The 16,672-nt window shown below is 59.7% G+C and carries 15 protein-coding genes; 8 read left to right on the top strand and 7 right to left on the bottom strand.

Going from position 1 to position 16,672, the window contains the following annotated elements; all coding sequences use genetic code 11:
- The first annotated feature begins 37 nt into the window (after positions 1 to 37).
- Positions 38 to 793 carry an amidase activator ActS gene (gene actS, locus ACJ8IP_RS21845; RefSeq protein WP_164107274.1) on the top strand — a complete coding sequence of 252 codons (756 nt, stop codon included), beginning with the start codon at positions 38 to 40 and terminating at the stop codon, positions 791 to 793.
- Positions 794 to 827: 34 nt separating this feature from the next.
- Here the strand turns inward: actS and ACJ8IP_RS21840 are convergent, their stop codons facing one another.
- On the bottom strand, positions 828 to 1,685 hold the full coding sequence (locus tag ACJ8IP_RS21840) for an AraC family transcriptional regulator (RefSeq protein WP_442524523.1): 858 nt from the start codon (positions 1,683 to 1,685) through the stop codon (positions 828 to 830).
- A 181-nt stretch (positions 1,686 to 1,866) separates the two neighbouring features.
- On the opposite strand from ACJ8IP_RS21840, the gene ACJ8IP_RS21835 reads away from it, so the two are divergent.
- Positions 1,867 to 3,636 (top strand): ABCB family ABC transporter ATP-binding protein/permease, encoded by a 1,770-nt coding sequence (locus ACJ8IP_RS21835; RefSeq protein ID WP_033644936.1) that lies wholly within the window; start codon positions 1,867 to 1,869, stop codon positions 3,634 to 3,636.
- 9 nt (positions 3,637 to 3,645) lie between these two features.
- Here ACJ8IP_RS21835 and betI read toward each other — a convergent pair whose 3' ends face one another.
- Positions 3,646 to 4,242 (bottom strand): transcriptional regulator BetI, encoded by a 597-nt coding sequence (betI, locus tag ACJ8IP_RS21830; RefSeq protein ID WP_164107273.1) that lies wholly within the window; start codon positions 4,240 to 4,242, stop codon positions 3,646 to 3,648.
- Positions 4,243 to 4,400: 158 nt separating this feature from the next.
- On the opposite strand from betI, the gene ACJ8IP_RS21825 reads away from it, so the two are divergent.
- Positions 4,401 to 5,945, top strand: a complete 1,545-nt coding sequence (locus ACJ8IP_RS21825; RefSeq protein WP_042785300.1) for a BCCT family transporter — start codon at positions 4,401 to 4,403, stop codon at positions 5,943 to 5,945.
- 6 nt (positions 5,946 to 5,951) lie between these two features.
- On the opposite strand, the gene ACJ8IP_RS21820 is transcribed toward ACJ8IP_RS21825, so the two are convergent.
- Positions 5,952 to 6,383, bottom strand: a complete 432-nt coding sequence (locus ACJ8IP_RS21820; RefSeq protein ID WP_151888393.1) for a VOC family protein — start codon at positions 6,381 to 6,383, stop codon at positions 5,952 to 5,954.
- A gap of 158 nt (positions 6,384 to 6,541) precedes the next feature.
- Positions 6,542 to 7,459 carry a TIGR03571 family LLM class oxidoreductase gene (locus tag ACJ8IP_RS21815; protein WP_442524522.1) on the bottom strand — a complete coding sequence of 306 codons (918 nt, stop codon included), beginning with the start codon at positions 7,457 to 7,459 and terminating at the stop codon, positions 6,542 to 6,544.
- 670 nt (positions 7,460 to 8,129) lie between these two features.
- Between ACJ8IP_RS21815 and ACJ8IP_RS21810 the strand changes: the two genes are divergently transcribed.
- On the top strand, positions 8,130 to 9,395 hold the full coding sequence (locus ACJ8IP_RS21810) for an MFS transporter (RefSeq protein ID WP_188049993.1): 1,266 nt from the start codon (positions 8,130 to 8,132) through the stop codon (positions 9,393 to 9,395).
- 36 nt (positions 9,396 to 9,431) lie between these two features.
- Entirely contained in the window at positions 9,432 to 10,241 is an 810-nt protein-coding gene (locus tag ACJ8IP_RS21805; RefSeq protein WP_047573816.1) for a MoaF C-terminal domain-containing protein, read from the top strand.
- A 1-nt stretch (position 10,242) separates the two neighbouring features.
- Here ACJ8IP_RS21805 and lldD read toward each other — a convergent pair whose 3' ends face one another.
- From lldD to ACJ8IP_RS21790, 3 genes are all read right to left on the bottom strand, one after another.
- Entirely contained in the window at positions 10,243 to 11,382 is a 1,140-nt protein-coding gene (lldD, locus tag ACJ8IP_RS21800) for an FMN-dependent L-lactate dehydrogenase LldD (protein ID WP_033632193.1), read from the bottom strand.
- 42 nt (positions 11,383 to 11,424) lie between these two features.
- Positions 11,425 to 13,008 (bottom strand): L-lactate permease, encoded by a 1,584-nt coding sequence (locus ACJ8IP_RS21795; RefSeq protein WP_164107272.1) that lies wholly within the window; start codon positions 13,006 to 13,008, stop codon positions 11,425 to 11,427.
- Between the two features lie 323 nt (positions 13,009 to 13,331).
- Positions 13,332 to 14,252: a LysR family transcriptional regulator gene (locus tag ACJ8IP_RS21790; RefSeq protein WP_033652155.1), complete on the bottom strand. Its 921-nt coding sequence runs from the start codon at positions 14,250 to 14,252 to the stop codon at positions 13,332 to 13,334.
- Positions 14,253 to 14,677: 425 nt separating this feature from the next.
- Here ACJ8IP_RS21790 and ACJ8IP_RS21785 point away from each other — a divergent pair, with 425 nt between their 5' ends.
- The 3 genes from ACJ8IP_RS21785 to ACJ8IP_RS21775 all read left to right on the top strand — a co-directional run bounded on the left by ACJ8IP_RS21785 (position 14,678) and on the right by ACJ8IP_RS21775 (position 16,662).
- Positions 14,678 to 14,881 (top strand): DUF4762 family protein, encoded by a 204-nt coding sequence (locus ACJ8IP_RS21785; RefSeq protein WP_033652154.1) that lies wholly within the window; start codon positions 14,678 to 14,680, stop codon positions 14,879 to 14,881.
- 171 nt (positions 14,882 to 15,052) lie between these two features.
- Entirely contained in the window at positions 15,053 to 15,718 is a 666-nt protein-coding gene (locus ACJ8IP_RS21780; RefSeq protein WP_047026629.1) for a DsbA family protein, read from the top strand.
- Entirely contained in the window at positions 15,718 to 16,662 is a 945-nt protein-coding gene (locus ACJ8IP_RS21775; protein ID WP_164107271.1) for an ABC transporter, read from the top strand. The genes ACJ8IP_RS21780 and ACJ8IP_RS21775 overlap by 1 nt, the downstream gene beginning before the upstream one ends.
- The last annotated feature ends 10 nt before the right edge of the window (positions 16,663 to 16,672 follow it).

The raw sequence follows: 16,672 nt of genomic DNA, 5'->3' as shown, positions 1-16,672 counted from the left end.
ACGCGTATCAGAACCGAAAGACGATTGGGGACAGGATTTGAGCACAGGAAGCAAGCTGGCAAGGTGGCGCCGCATCGCGGTGTGTCTGACATTGGGGCTGCTGTTGGCCGGGTGTTCGGGTAAAAACACCTACAACCGCGACTACGACAAACTGCCGAAGGGCAGCTACACCGGCAAGTCCTACACCGTCAAACGGGGCGATACGCTGTACTACATCGCCTGGATCACCGACAGCGAAGTCGGCGATCTGGCCAGAATCAACAAGATACGCCCGCCCTATAATCTGGAAGTGGGGCAAAAACTGCGGCTGAGCGGCAGTGCGCCGACCAAAACCGCCGCTACGCGCCGTAAAACATCCTCGTCTTCCGCCGCGATCGCCAAGCAAACGCCGCCGCCGGGCGCCGCACGTTGCTGGCGCTGGCCGACCAGCGGCCGGATCGTGCAGGCGTACTCCAATGCCGATGGCGGCAACAAGGGCATCGACATCGCCGGTAAACGCGGCCAGCCGATCTATGCTTCCGCCAAGGGCAAAGTGGTGTACGTCGGCAACCAATTGCGCGGCTACGGCAACCTGATCATGATTAAGCACGGCGAAGACTTTATTACCGCCTATGCGCACAACGACACCACGCTGGTGCGCAATGGCCAGGATGTGAAAGCGGGGCAGAAGATCGGCACCATGGGCAGCACCGGCACCGATTCGGTGTTCCTGCATTTCCAGATCCGCTACCGCGCCACCGCGCTCGATCCGCAGCGCTATCTGCCGCCGCAGGGATCGTCGCCGTCCTGTTAACGTCAATCAGGCTCCTTGCGGGGCCGGATGTCAGCTATTTCAGCGGCAGATAAAGATCGGTCACCAGTTCATATTCCGCTACCTCGTGCACGAAGTTGTGGTAGTGGAAATAGAGCGGAAAGTCGCGCAGTTCCTCGCCGCTGGCCGGCAACCACTCGCTGTAGAGATAGCGGGCGCTTTCCGAGAGCCCATCCAGCGATCCGAGATGGCGCAGCACCGCGCAGCGTCCGGCCGGCAGCATGCTGTTCACCACGCCGAAGGCGTTGTCCTCCGGGATCGGCGCCGTGACCTCCCCGCAGAGGTAGAAGCGGAAGTCCTGCGCTTCGGTGGTGGCCGGATCGTGCGGCGCGATGCCGTACGTGCGGCTGCTTCTGACCGGCGACAGGCCGCTGGTTTTACGCCACTCGATAAAGCGCGCGGCGGTTTCATTGACCAGCGCGGACGGGCCGCGATGTTCGAGCATCGCCACCGGCGTGGCCGGGCAGTCGACAATGTCTACCTTCATGGGGTGTTTCCTTCTGTGTTTCGGTTCGGGAAAGCGCTGCTGCCAATCGATCCAGGTCGGCTGTTTGCGAAACTGGCTCGGCGTTTGGCTGAACGCCTGTTTGAAGGCGCGGCTGAAGGACTCCGGGTTTTGAAAGCCGGCGTCCAGCGCAATGTCAATCACCGGCTCCAGCGGGTTATACGCCAGGCGGTAAGAGGCGCGTTTAAGCCTCATCCACTGGATATAACGCCACACCGAGATGCCGCAATACGCGCTAAACTGGCGTTGAAAGTGAAAGCGCGAAAAATGGGCCACTTCGCTTAGCTTGTCGACGGTAAGCGCCTCGTCCAGGTGGCGGTCGATATAGTCAAAGACCTGCGCAAAGCGCTTTGCATACGTCTGGGCCATGTGATTGTCTCCTCCATGCCTGAACTTTGCCCGAGTCGCCGCCGCTTCTCCTGACGGATGATGCTGAGTTGCCATCGCAGGAAAACGGAATGGCTGCGGCGTTCGCCGCCGGCCAGGCCAAACTCATAACCCCCGCGCGGCCATGCGCCGCGAGCCCGACCGAGAAGATGAATATTACATGATGGATCGTTCCCGCTTGCTGAAATTCCTGCTGCCCTATCTGTGGCCGAAAGACAACCCGCGGCTGCGGGGGTATCTGGTGGTGGCCTTCGTGTTCATGGTGGCGGCCAAGGTTAGCACCACGCTGGTGCCGCTGGCCTACAAAGCGATGGTCGATGCGCTGAGCGGCGAGACGGCGAAAATGCTGGCGGTGCCGCTGGGGCTGATCGTCGCCTACGGCGTGGCGCGGGTGGGCGGCGCGCTGTTTGAGGAACTGCGCAACGTGATGTTTATCCACGTCAGCCAGAACGCCACGCGCCTGTTGGGCGTGCGGGTGTTTCGCCAGCTGCATGCGCTGAGCCTGCGCTTCCATCTGGAGCGCCAGACCGGCGGGCTGTCGCTGTCTATCGAGCGCGGCACCCAGGCGGTGTCCACGGTGCTGTCGCGATTGTTGTTCTCCATCGTGCCGATCCTGTTCGAGCTGACGCTGGTCACGGCGATCATGTGGCATATGCTGAACGGCTGGTTCGCGTTGGCGATCCTGACCACGGTCGGCTGCTACATTCTGTTCACCGTGCTGGCGGTGAGCTGGCGCACCCGCTTTCGCCGCGAGCTCAACAAGGCCAACGCCGACGCCAACAGCAAATCCATCGACAGCCTGCTGAACTATGAGACCGTGAAGTACTTCGGCAATGAAGCGTTCGAGGCTGAGCGCTTCGATCTGTCGCGCCGGCTGTACGAATACGCCGCCATCAAGAACCAATTCAGTTTTACCGCGATCAACCTGGGGCAAACCGCCATTATCTCGATCGGGCTGATCGTCATGATGGCCATGGCGGCGCAGGGCATTACGCAGGGGACGATGACGGTCGGCGACTTCGTGCTGGTCAACGCCTACCTGCTGCAGCTGTACCAGCCGCTGAACTTCTTCGGCTTTATCTACTCGGAGGTGCGCCAGGCGCTGATCGACATGGAGAACATGTTCGATCTGCTGCAGGAAAAGCGTGAGATCGTCGATAGCCCGGATGCGCAGCCGCTGCGCCTCGAGCGCGGCGAAGTGCGGTTCGACGCGGTCAGCTTCGGTTACGACACGCGTCGGCCGATCCTCAAGCAGGTGAGCTTTACCATTCCGGCGGGCCACACGGTGGCGGTGGTCGGCGCCTCCGGCGCGGGCAAGTCCACGCTGTCGCGCCTGCTGTTTCGCTTTTACGACGTGCAGGGCGGCGCCATTACCCTCGACGGCCAGGACATTCGCCAACTGACCCAGGCCAGTCTGCGGCAGGCGATCGGCATCGTGCCGCAGGATACGGTGCTGTTCAACGATACGCTGCGCTACAACATCGGCTATGGCAAAACCGGCTCCAGCGATGAAGAAATCGAGCGTGCGGCGCGGCTGGCGCATATCCATGATTTTATCGTCGGTCTGCCCGACGGTTACGACACCCGGGTGGGCGAGCGCGGGCTGAAGCTGTCGGGCGGTGAAAAGCAGCGGGTGGCGATCGCGCGCACCATCCTGAAAAATCCGGCCATCCTGGTGTTCGACGAGGCGACCAGCGCGCTGGATACCCAGACCGAGCGCGAAATCCAGGGGCACCTGCGCGAGGTGAGCCGCAACCACACCACGTTGGTGATCGCCCATCGGCTCTCCACCGTGGTGGACGCCGATGAGATCATCGTGCTGGAGGCGGGGGAGATCGTCGAGCGCGGGGGGCATGAGGCGCTGTTGGCGGCGAACGGCCGCTACGCCGCCATGTGGCAAACCCAGTACAGCGAAGAGCAGGAACCGCGCTGACGCTGCCGTTCACACCATCGATGGCGCGGCCATGAGCCGTTGTATCACGTAGTCGCAGGCGATGCGGTAATCCTGTTGCAGATCGGTGTCATCCCCGGCCAGGCTGCCGCGCAGCCAGAGCCCATCGATCATCGCCGCCAGCCCGCGCGCCGCGTCGCGCGCCTGCTGCAGCGGCAGCTCGCGGCGGAACTGGCTGCATATATTGGAATAGAGCCGCCGATCGTTGGCGCGCTGCAGGCGGCGCAGCACCGGCTGGTGCATGCTGGCGGCCCAGAAGTCGAGCCAGGCGCGCATGGAAATGGCGTTGGTTTGACTGGGGTGGAAGTTGCCCTGAATGATGGCGCACAGCTGCGACTGGCTGTCGCTCGCCGCCTGAGCGCGGCACTCCGCCACCGCGTCGCGCAGATCGCGCAGGATCTTGCGCATGGTCGCGCTCAACAATCCCTCCTTATCGCCAAAATAGTGGCTGACGATGCCGGTCGACAGCCCGGCTTCTTTCGCCACCTGCGACAGGGTGACGCCGGCCAACCCCACCACGCTGATGGTTTCGAAGGCGGCGTTAATCAACTGCTCCTTGCGCTGCTCAGGAATGTCTCTGCGGTACATATTTTCCCCAACTGATAGGCAAATCACACTTTGAATTTGATTGATTGAACGGTCAATCAATACTCTATATGCTGCGAAAATGTCAAATAAATGACTATAAAATGTTAATCAAAAGTTGCATTTAAATCGTCTGTCTTTCGCATCATGGAAGCCTGCCAATGACAATAAAAACTCCTCCATCGCTTGACGAAGAACCTGTCAGATTGAATGTCCCGGTATTTTTCGGCTCAGCCGCGGTGATCTTGCTGCTGGGGGCGCTGATTGTGCTGTTTCCCGCCGCCAGCAAACAGTGGCTGAATGTCGCGCAAAGTTGGGTGGCCGACGTGTTCGGCTGGTATTACATGCTGTTGATGGTCGCCTGTATGGTGTTCGTGTTCTGGCTGGCGCTGTCGCGCTTTGGCCATATTCGCCTCAGCCAGGATGATGAGCCGCCGCAGTTTAGCTATCCCTCCTGGGTGGCGATGCTGTTCTCGTCGGGCATCGGCATTGCGCTGGTGTATTACGGCGCCTATGAGCCGTTGGATCACTTCCTGTCGCCACCGGAAGGCGACGGCGGCAGCGTACAGGCGGCGCGGCAGGCGATGGCGCTGACCTTTTTACACTGGGGGCTGCACGGTTGGGCGCTGTATGCGTTGATCGCCACCGCGCTCGCCTATTTCGCCTATTGTCGCGGTTTGCCGCTGGCGCTGCGTTCCGCGCTGTACCCGATCTTCGGCGAGCGCATCCACGGCGGCGTCGGCCATCTGGTGGACAGCTTCGGCATTCTGGTGACGGTTATCTCGATGGTGACCAACCTGGGGATCGGCGCGCTGTTGGTGAACTCGGGGCTGTTCTACCTGTTCGACATCCCGCAAAGCACCGGCGTGCTGCTGGCGCTGATCGTGGTGATGATGGTGGTGGCCACGCTGGCGGCGGTCACCGGCGTCGAAAAGGGCATCGCCATGCTGTCGAACATCAACGTCGGCTTCCTGTGCCTGCTGTTGCTGTTCGTGTTTCTGGCCGGCCCGACGCTGAACCTGCTCAACGGCATGTTGCAGAACATTGGGGATTATCTGACCTCGCTCGTCAGCCGCAGCTTCGATATGTATCTGTACGGCAAGGCGCGCCAGTGGCAGGGCGCCTGGACGCTGTTCTATTGGGCCTGGTGGGTGGCGTGGGCGCCGTTTGTCGGGCTGTTTATCGCGCGTATTTCCAAAGGCCGTACCATCCGCGAACTGATCTTCGGCGTGTTGCTGATCCCGCTGGGGTTCACGCTGGCGTGGCTGTCGATCTTCGGCAATACCGCCATCAGTCTGGTGCTGGAGGGCGGGCAAGCGATTCTGGGGCAGGTGGCGCAAAGCGATCCGCCGATGGCGGTGTTCAAGCTGTTCGAATACCTGCCCTATACCCAGCTGACCGCCGGTTTTGTGGTGGTGATAAGCTTCGTGCTGTTCCTGACGCCGGTCGATTCCGGCACGCTGATGATAGCGAATCTGTCCTGCCAGGGCGGTTCCGCCCACGATGACGCGCCGGCCTGGCTCCGGGTGTTCTGGGCGGCGGTCACCACGCTGGTGTGCGCCGGGCTGCTGTACGCCGGCAGTTTCAGCGCGATGCAGACTGCCGTGGTGCTGTGCGGCTTGCCTTTCTCGGCGGTGATCGTGCTGTACATGCTCAGCCTGCGCAAGGATCTGCGCGGCTACGCCATGAAGCCGGCGCTCCCCTGAGGCGGCTTATTCGTCCGCGCGCGGCCGATGATGCACGTATTCGATAATCGTGCCATCCGGCAGGCGCGCATTGAAACAGGCGCCGGTGGGCACTTCCACCGGGCCAAAGAAGATATCGGCGCCGGCGGCCTGTAGCCGCTGGTGGTAGGGATAAATGTCATCGACCAGCAACGTGCCGACGGTGCTGCGAAAAGGACGCAGGTTTTCTTCCGAGCCTTCCAGGATCAGAAATGGCCCCACCGCCGCCAGCACCAGCCGATGCTCGGGGAAGTCGAAACGCATATCCGCTTCCACGCCGTGCAGCTGCTCGTAAAACGCGATGGCGCGGTCAATCTCGCCTTCGTTGACGTAGACCCGGATCAGCACGCGCGGCTCGCGCAGCGATGAAGAGTCGGTGGTTTTGCGCCAAAAGCCTGCTTCTGTCAGTTTTGCCGTCATTGCTCATTCCTCATGGTGGCTCGTTTCCTTGTCATCATGCCGCCGTTTGACGGCAGGGATTAGACCGAGTTGTTATGAACCAGCAGCGGCGGAAATAAAAAAGCCCCGGTAACGGGGCAAAGACCCGCTCAGGTCGGAATAGCGGGCTAAAGCGGGCGTCAGGCGCGATGGAATTCCGGTAACACCAGTTGGCCGATCTCCTGCATCGTCTCTTCCAGCGGCCGCTGGTTGCGGCGAAAATGCAGGCCGATATGGTTGACCCCGGCGTCACGCATGGCGCTCAGTTCCTGAATCAACCCATTGCGGCCGCTCTTGATGCCGAAGCGATGGCGCTGAATCGGCGCGTCGGCGTTATCGGTGAGGTCGAGATGAATAAAGCTGACGTAGGGCTTGTCACCGGCTACGTTGCGCCAGAGTTTGACCCGCGAAACATGGTCCGCAGGCGTGCCGGGATACGACAGCCAGCCATCCATATTTTTCCCCACCCACTCGGGCGTTTGTTGCGCCAGCCCGGCGACCAGCAGCGGCGGCGGCGGCGTGGCCGGCAGCAGGCGCAGTCCCGGTTGCAGTGCACTGTCGGCTTCCCCTTTGAGAATGCCGACGCTGGCGCGGAAGCTTTCACCGCGCGCGGCGTAATCGGCGCCGAACAGCGGATACTCCACGGGGCGATCGCCGCTGGCGACGCCGAGCAACAGACGATCGCCGCTCAGCGTTTGCAGCGTGGAAGCCGCTTTGCGCACCAGCCACGGCTGCCGCAGCGGCAGCACCACGGCCGCGGTACCGAGCAGAATATTGCGCGTCAGGCTGGACAGGTAGCCGAGGTAGGTAAAGGTCTCAAACACCTGCGCGGCGTCGCCGAAGTCCGGATCATACAGCGGCACGTCGCGAACCCAGGCGGCGCGAAAGCCGAGCTCATCGGCCAGCTTGATGCGCGCAGCGTGTTCGCTCATGTCCGGCACGCCGAACGGCCGCCCGTCCTGCTGGCGTTTCAGCTGCCCGCTGGTAGACCAATCGTTGTCCAGCGGCAACTCGATGCCGATGTAAAGCGGCTCCCGGGTTAATTTTTCGATGCTCATGTGTCACTCCGTCTCAGGCCTTGCGGCGCGGTGTCGAACGATGGCACGAAGTGTTGCATGGCGCTTAATTGAGATAAACAGCCCTAATCGCAATAGATAATTGCTGTTGCGAGCATAATTGCTTTGCAGGATACGGCATATTTGTCGTGATTTACGTCACGCTCTGCGCTTTTGTTATTGTCCAGACGGGGTTATATAACCCCGCCGTTGGCCTTTCCCTCGTAAGAGTTAGTTTTTTCTGCGGCCTTAAAATAAAACGAGATGATTCAATAGATAAAAATGGCTCTGAAGCGCGAGCGGGGATCATTCAATGCCGATAAAAAATTAATAAGCCTGAAGCGTCATCGATGGGATTATTCGCAAATAACGCGCAAACAGGCTTTTTTTAATCGCAAGAAAGTACCGGACATTATTTTATATTTATCAATAACAGAAGGATAAATAACCTGAAGGTGATAATGCGATATTGAAATAGTACCCGTTCAGAATTTTATTTGTCTCTCGAAGAGCGCTGGTTGACAGACCGCCGGCTTGCGATAATTTTATGTCATTAACATGTTAATGAGTTGTTGTCGTGACGGAGGGCCAATTTCTCTCTTGGCCGAGCGCTTAACACACTTATGCCATGGCGGGTCGCCATTCATAAGTTAACTTATGGACAAATGACGCTATGAATACATCGCCAGCGGCACGCAGAGCATTGAGTGAAGAGAACCGGTTGCTGATTATTTTGTTTTTCGTGTTCGGCTGCGTGTTCGTCGATCGTCTGACCATCTCGTTTCTGTTTCCGATGATTGCCGCCGACCTCAAGCTCAGCAACGTGCATCTCGGCACGCTGTCGGCGGTGTTGGCGCTAACCTGGGCGCTGTCCGGCGCCGGGTTGGGGGCGATAGCCGATCGCTTTAATATCCGTAAACCGATGCTGATCCTGTCCATCTTAGTGTTTTCGCTGTTCTCCGCGCTGTCGGGGCTGGTCAGCGGGTTTGCCATGTTATTGATCTTCCGGGCGCTGATGGGGATTGCAGAGGGGCCGGTATTGCCGATCGCGCAATCGTTGATGGTGGAAAGATCGCAGCCGCAGCGCCGCGGTTTCAACATGGGATTGATCCAGGGCGCGGCGCCGGGGCTGTTGGGCGGCATCATCGCGCCGCCGCTGATCATCTATCTGGCGCAGAAGTGGGGATGGAGCATGGCGTTTCACCTGACCGCCGTGCCGGGCATTATTCTGGCGTGGCTGATCTATCGCTATGTGAACGGCAAAAAGGATCCCGCTTTCAGCGCCGCGCCGGCGGCCGGTAAGCCGGCGAGCAAGGCCGCTTACGGCGAGCTGTTCAAAATCAAGAACGTGGCGCTGTGCATTCTGATCTCCTGCGTGTTCGTCACCTGGTTCATGATCATCATAACCTTCACCCCTAACTTTTTGGTGACCGACCGTGGCTTCGGTGAAGGCACGATGGGCGGCATCATGAGCGCCATCGGCGCCGCCTGGGTCTTCTGGGGCGTGGCGGTACCGGCGATCTCCGATCGCCTCGGGCGCAAACCGACGCTGATTTTCTTTTCGCTGCTGGCGGTGTGCTGCCCGCTGTTCCTGAGCTACGTCGCCAATCCGTGGCTGCTGGGCGTGCTGGTGTTCCTGTCTTATACCGGCCTTGGCTGTTTCACGCTGTTTATGGCCACCATCCCGTCGGAAACGGTATCGCCGGCGCGCATCGCCACCGCGTTGGGGCTGGTGATGGGGATCGGCGAGGTGATTGGCGGCTGCCTGGCACCGTTTATCGCCGGGCTGATCGCCGATCGCTACGGCCTGGTCAGCGTAATGTGGCTGGCAGCCGCCGGCGCCGTGTGCGCCGGGGTACTGAGTTGTTTTCTCGATGAAACCGCCCCTGCCGTGGTGAATCGCCGAGCGGTGAAGCCGGCGGGCGTCGCCGACGTTTGAGACGAGTTTTATCCCATTCAATCAAGGAGAGCGAAGATGTCAGCAGAATCATCCGTACTGAATCAAAATGCCGAGCCGGACTGGAAGAATTACGACGATTTCGCGCGCGGCATCGATACCAACCGGCTGCCGGGCTCTCAGGACTGGCGCGGCAAAACGCTGCAGATCGCCTTTGAAGACGGCGGGGACATCACGCTGCGTTTCAGCGCCGACCGGCAACGGGTGCTGTGGGCCTGGGGAGGGGAGAGCGGCGAGGACGCTTACGAAGAGGTGCAAACCTCCGCCGCGCGCTATTTCTTCAATATTCCGCTGCAGTCGCCGGGCAACGAATGCCTGACGCTGGTGCTCAACCGCGACAGCGGCCGGGCGCTGCTGGTGCGCAGCACGCTGTTGCCCGAACAAACGGTGGAAAAGGGATCCCGCCTCAAGCAAAGCTTCCACGTTGGGCTGATTGCCGGCGTCACGCCGGGCGGCATCGCGCCGCATTTGACCCGCGAGCTGATCGGTTATCGCACGCTGAACGTTTACAGCCCCAACCATTACTACGAGCACTTCTACGTCAACACCGAGCGTTATGCCTGGCAAAACCTGCGCGGCGAGCAGTTCGGGCACGGCGACATGGATTACGCCACTTACTACAAGTTTGAGGACGAGATGTTCCTGTTCACCTTCCGGGAAAAGATTATCCCGGTGTGCTCGGTGTTCTTCTTCGACTTTATCTCCGGGCGCTGCACCGGCACCTTCCTCGGGTTGGACGCCGCCGGCCGGGTTCTGGTGTCACCGGCCGGGGCCTTCATCAGCAAGATGAGCTACAACGCTTATCCGGAGGGCGTGCAGCCGCTGTGAGTCAAGCGTTTCTGACCAGCGATCCGGCGTTGATCTCCGCAATGGTTTTCGCGCCGGTGAGCGTCATGGCGACGCGCATTTCCTTGTCGATCAGATCCAGCAAGTTAGCCACCCCGGCTTCGCCGGCCGCCGCCAGCGCATAGACGAAGGCGCGCCCCAGCAGCACGCTGTCGGCGCCCAGCGCGATCATGCGCACCACGTCCAGGCCGCTGCGGATGCCGGAATCGGCCAGTAAGGTAATGTCGCCTTTCACCGCGTCGGCGATCGCCGGCATGGCGCGCGCGGTCGACAGCACGCCGTCCAGCTGGCGGCCGCCGTGGTTGGAGACGATGATGCCGTCGGCGCCGAAGCGCACCGCATCTTTGGCGTCTTCCGGATCCAGAATGCCTTTGATGATCATCGGGCCGTCCCAGAATTCGCGGATCCACTCCAGATCTTTCCAGGAAATCGACGGATCGAAGTTGGCGCCCAGCCAGCCGATGTAGTCTTCCAGGCTGGTCGGTTTGCCGCGGTAGGCCGAGACGTTGCCCAGATCGTGCGGCTTGCCGAACAGGCCGACATCCCAGGCCCACTGCGGATGGGTAAACGCCTGCAGCACGCGGCGCAGGGCGGCGTTGGGGCCGCTCATCCCCGAGTGGGCGTCGCGGTAACGGGCGCCGGGCACCGGCATGTCGACGGTGAATACCAGCGTTTTCACGCCGGCGGCTTTGGCGCGCTCCAGCGCGTTGCGCATAAAGCCGCGGTCTTTCAGCACGTAGAGCTGGAACCACATCGGCCGATCGATCGCCGGGGCCACCTCTTCGATGGGGCAGACCGACACGGTGGACAGCGTGAACGGAATGCCTTTTTTGGCCGCGGCGCGCGCGGCCTGCACTTCGCCGCGGCGGGCGTACATGCCGGTCAGCCCCACCGGCCCCAGCGCCACCGGCATCGCCAGCTGCTCGCCGAACAGCGTGGTCTCCAGGCTGAGTTCGGACATATTACGCAGCACGCGCTGGCGCAAGGCAATATCGGCCAGATCTGCGGTATTGCGCTTCAGCGTATGCTCCGCGTAGGCCCCGCCGTCGATGTAGTGAAACAGAAACGGCGGCAGTTTGGCCTGGGCGGCGGCCCGGTAGTCGGTTGACGCGGAGATGATCATAGTGTTTACCTTCTTGTCTTCTTGCAAATAACGGGTTGTCAGTCAGAGCGAGAGGATCGCCGCCATAGCGGCCGCGATCCCACCGTACGCCAGCATCGGCAGCGCGGTCTTTCTGATGATTTTGCCTTCGGCGTTGCCGATCCCCAGGATCGAACAGACCGCGATAATGTTGTTCAGGCATACCATGTTGCCCATGGCGCCGCCGACGGACTGCAAGGCCAGCGTCAGATTGACGTCGAGGCCGCTGCTCTGGGCGATCGATTGCTGAATGCCGCCGAACGTCAGGTTCGAAACGGTGTTGGAACCGGAGAAGAACGAGCCCAGCGCGCCGAGGAACGAAGAGAACAGCAGCCAGCTGTCGCCGGTCAGCGCCGCCAACGCTTTCCCGATCAGGATCACCGGCGCGTTGTCGCCGCCCAGCATCATCAGATTGACCATGACCAGCGCGCCGAACAGGGCGATAAAGGGGCGCGTGATGCGCCCGCCGGTTTCGCTGAACATTTGCCGCACCTGGCCGCCATTCAGACGGAACAGCGGAATGCACAACACCACCACCAGCAGGAACGGGATCAGCGCCGGGACATACAGCGTTTTGTAGCCGGCCGCGGCGGAGGTGCCCAGCACCTGCCGCAGTTCGACGATCAGCGCCTGGCTGATGCGCAGCTCCCCGAGCCAGCCGAGGTTTTCCTGCCACAGCAGCGTGGTGGTGTTGAGCAGCGCCTTGAGGCCCAACTGGTGAATGCGCGTCACTATCAGGATAGCAATCAGCAGCAGAGTCGGCGTCATCGCTTTGACCACCTGCATGAACGGCACCGCCTGTGCGGCGCTCTGCGGTTTTTCCGCGCGGGCGAGGCCAATGCCGCCGCGCGCCAGCAGCACCGACAGCGCCAGGCCGAGAGCGCCGCCGACCAGCGCCGGGAACTCATAGTTCACCTGCGCCAGCAGCAGATAGGGGACGGTGCAGCTCAGCACGCTGAGCAAGATAAACGGCAGGTTGCGGCGAATATCCTGCCAGGAAACGATAAAGCGCAGCGCCAGCAGAGGAATGACGAAGCCGGCGACAACGTGGATCAGCGCGGTTTGCCGGCCGATCTCCAGCAGGCTGGCGTCCGACAGGCCGAGGTTGGCAAAGCCGAACCAGGTGGGGGTGCCCACGGCGCCGAAGGAGACCGGTACCGAGTTCATCACCAGCGTCAGCAGGGCGACGCGCAGCGGGTTGAAGCCCAGCCCGACCAGAATCGGCGCGGCGATGGCGGCCGGAGTGCCGAAGCCGCTGGCGCCCTCGATCATAAAGGCGAACGCCCAGCCGATAATCATCAGTTGGGCCACCGGGTTGGGGCTAACGGTTTCCAACCAGCGGCGCACCACGTTTTCCGCACCGCTTACCTGCATCAGTTTGTTGAGCAGGATGGCGCCGGCAATGATGGTGATCGGCGTCAGCGTCGAGACCAGCGCAGTGATGATATTGGCATGCAGCAGCCGCAGTGAGGCATCGAACCACCAGAGCTGCAGGGCATATACCACGACGGCCGTCAACGGCAGGGCCAGATAAGAGGGCACGCCATTCCTTTTGGTCATCATCCATATCAGCAGGACGATGGGCGCAATACTGAAAAGCAGGGGCATAAGATCCTCAGGGTTATTATTTTTATGGGCAGAGATATGTAACTGAAAGGTTAATTACCGCAACATTTTCATTCTAATCACAACGTTGGCGATGATGCCACGCGATAATTTTTTAACATCGGCGAATGGCGCCGGCGGCGGGAAAAATGCCGGCTGTTGAGGCTGAATTAAATTGATTTAAAATCAATTGGATGGGTTTTTATGTTGTGTAATGAATGCGCTGGATCACATTAATTAGGCGTTAATGTTCACGAGTTCATGTCCAAAAATGCGGTAATCCACGCGGTACTTTACGACGCGTGGAAATAATCAGGAGTGGAAACTTAAAAGTAGTGGCTGATATTTTGATAGGAACCGATGATATGTTCGATCAGCAGGCGAGTTTTTAACGGCAGATTGCGGGTATAAGGGTAGACGGCGTAAATGCCCAATACCTTGCCGCAGTGGCCGGCCAGGATCTCCGTCAGTTTGCCGTCCTGCAAATCTTCGTACACCATGCAGCGCGGCACCATGGCGATGCCGTGGCCGCCGATCACCGCTTTGCGGATCGCCCGCGCATTGTTGGCCGACAGGTTGCCGTCAACCTGCAGCTCGTAGATTTCGTTGCGCCCTGGCCGCTTCATCAGCCAGTTGGCGGTGCCGCTCTCTTGATAGGTATAGGTCAGGCAGTTGTGGCTAAGCAGATCGTCGGGATTGCGCGGCTCGGGGTGGTTCTCCAGATAGCCCGGCGAGCAGACGATCACCCAGCGGGAATCGAAGATCGGCCGCGCAATCAGGCTGGAGTCCGGCATGGTGCCGGTACGGATCGCCAGATCGATGCCTTCTTCCACCAGATCGACGAAGCGGTTTTCCAGCCGCATCTCGACCTTCAGGCTGGGGTGCTGGGCGCAAAACTCCGCCACGCTTTCACTCAGCAGCAGCTCACCCGAAATGGTCGGCACCGACATACGAATGGTGCCGGTCAGCTCTTCGCTCTTTTCGCTGACGGCGTACAGCGCTTCCTGCACTTTGGCGCCGATCTCCTTGGCCTGCTGGTAGAGCGCCTGGCCGCTTTCGGTCAGCGTCAGGCTGCGGGTGGTGCGGTACATCAGCCGGGCGCCGAGCGATTTTTCCAACCGCCCGATGCGTTTGCTGACCACCGAACTGGTAATGCCGGCGCTCTCCGCCGCCTTGCTGAACGAGCCGCAGTCGACAATCAGGGCAAACAGAATCAGGTCGTTGGCGTATTCGTGAGTCGCGAGCATGGGCATCCTAAGAGTGAGAGTCCTGTTGCCCAGTGTAAGTCCGGCGCGGCAGGAAGCAATCTTTTCAGCCTGTTTCCAGTGCTGGTTAACTGGTCGGATCTGAAATTTTCTTGGTTAATTACCTCTTAAACTGAGAATTATCCTTCAAATAAATCGAGGCTATTCCGGGGGTGAAATTAACTTCCATGTTTTTATAAGTAATTAAATTAGAATAATCCTTATATCAAACGTTACTTATTCCACTAAGCCTGCGGTGCAGTGTAAATAATTGTATTGATCTGCTTGTGTGAGAGGGCTATTCTTTTTCCCGCGGCGCTCTCATTGTTATCAATTAAATGTTTTTCAATGTATTGAAGAATTACTCTGTCTTGCAGGCAGAGTGATGGGTAGTGTGTTTATATTTTAATATATATAAGGATATTGTAATGAAGAAAATCAATCTGTCTGAAGCGGCAAACATCGTCGGCGGTACTTTTGTGTGTACCAAGGAATTTGCCTGGGTGGGCGGTGGCAATAACCGCACTTGCCAACTGGTGACCACCTGTTCCGATAAGTTTGGCGGCGTGACCAAAAACTATCGTCCGGCGCCGGTGGCGAGCTGCCCTTCCACGCCGACAATCCCGAGCTGATGCGAGCTGAACGCTTGCAGTTAGGTTAGTGATGGACAGGCGGGGCGCTTGCGCGCACCGCCTGATAACGGAGATGAATTCCTTTTTTATCGCTGAACCGTCAATCTCCCTTTCTGATTTATAACGCTCATGCTCAAGTGAGTATTTATTTATGCGCAGGATGCGTCTGCTATGTATAAACGTCCTTTGCTGTTTTTTAGTTACACGCTCGTCATTATTTTCGCCTCTTCTTTTTTGACTGCACTTTATTTCCAGCATTACGTTATGGCCTCGCCGGCGGCGGAAAGCCTGAGTTTTATCTCTCCGGAAAAAATAGAGCAAAGCCCATTGCAAGACGATAACGCCATTGTCGAAGTCTTCTCTTACGCCTGCCACTATTGTGAAGTTAACGAAAGCGGCGTGGCCGAGCTGGAAAAACGCTTACCGGCGGGAGCCAAATTGGTGCGCCTGCATCTCAGCGACGACGATCACGCCGGCATGGCGGCCTTTGCGCCCCTCTTCGCCACCCTGACGGTCATGGGGATCGAGGCGCAGCATCGTCCCGCCGCTTACCGCGCCATTATCAAAGAAAACCTCAATCTGGCGGATGAAAAGCAACTCAGTGCCTGGTTGGTGGCCAACGGCATCGACGAGGCCGCCTATCAGCGGACCAGAGATTCAGAGCGGGTCAAGGAACTGTTGGCGTATATGACGGCGGTAAGCCGCTATTACCAGGTCAACGCGACCCCCAGCTTTATCGTCAATCGCAAATGGCTGGCGTTGCAAGACCGCGAGTTTTCCGCTTTCAGCCAGCAACTGCTGTCGCTGTTGCAGCACGATAAGCCGCTGGCCCCCTGATGCGCCTGCTCGCGGTTCGGGGTTATCTGGCCTGGCGTAACGGCCTGGACGCCGTGGCGCGTCTCTCTGCTGTCCGCACCGGGGTGAGCCGGAGTCTGACGTGCGCTCTGCTGCGGCGCGTGGATTATCGCCTGTGGCTAAAGATGCAGAGGTGGTTGAGGTGGAGTCTGCAGCAACGCCGTTTTCGCCACCGGCAAGCGGTCGCTGAGGCGAATCGCCAAAGCCTGTTGGGCGACGGCAGGCTGGACTTCGCCTGGCTGATGCAGCGGCGGCAATGGCTGGATTTGGCGGCGATCCAGGCCCGCAACGCCGTGTTGATGGAGCATTTGGCGCAGTGCACTTCACAGCTCAATCAGGTGGTGGAGCCGCTGCATCGCGCCGGGGTGCCGGTGTTGTTGGCGCCGATGCACACGGTTTCCGATGTGTTGGCGACGCTGGTCGGCGCGGGCGTTTATCCCGGGCGGGCAACGGTGATCGTTTCCGGTGACGCACAGACGTTAGCGCGGCGAGCGCCTGAGGGGGAATGGCGGCAGCGGCTCGACTATTGCTCGATTCACGACGATCCCCGGCATATTGCCGGCACCTTGTCGCAGGCGCTGCTGGAGGCGACGGAGCATCGGCGCAACATCATCCTCTTCCCGGACATCACGCCGGATTACACCTTGAACAGCACCCGGGACGCCTCGGCCAAACTGGCTTGCCGTTTGTTCAACCGGCCAGCGCATTTGCATAGCGGCATCGTTCGATTATCCCGAGCGATGCGGGCTCGAGTGGTGTGCTATTCGCTTTATTACGAGCGCGGCGTTCGCATTCACATAGAAGAACCAATTGCCACAGAGCAGGTCGGCCGCGCCGTGCCGGCGATCGTCGAGCGCACCCTGCGGCGACATGCGGATGATTGGCTGCTGTGGCATTCGCACTCTCTATTTTTTATCAACGAATAAGTCAGGGATA

This window comes from Serratia sp. CY52157, assembly GCF_052168495.1.
GTDB classification, from domain to species: domain Bacteria; phylum Pseudomonadota; class Gammaproteobacteria; order Enterobacterales; family Enterobacteriaceae; genus Serratia; species Serratia ureilytica.
The sequence above is the reverse complement of the archived record's forward strand: the minus strand, read 5'-3'. Positions and strand labels throughout refer to the sequence as shown.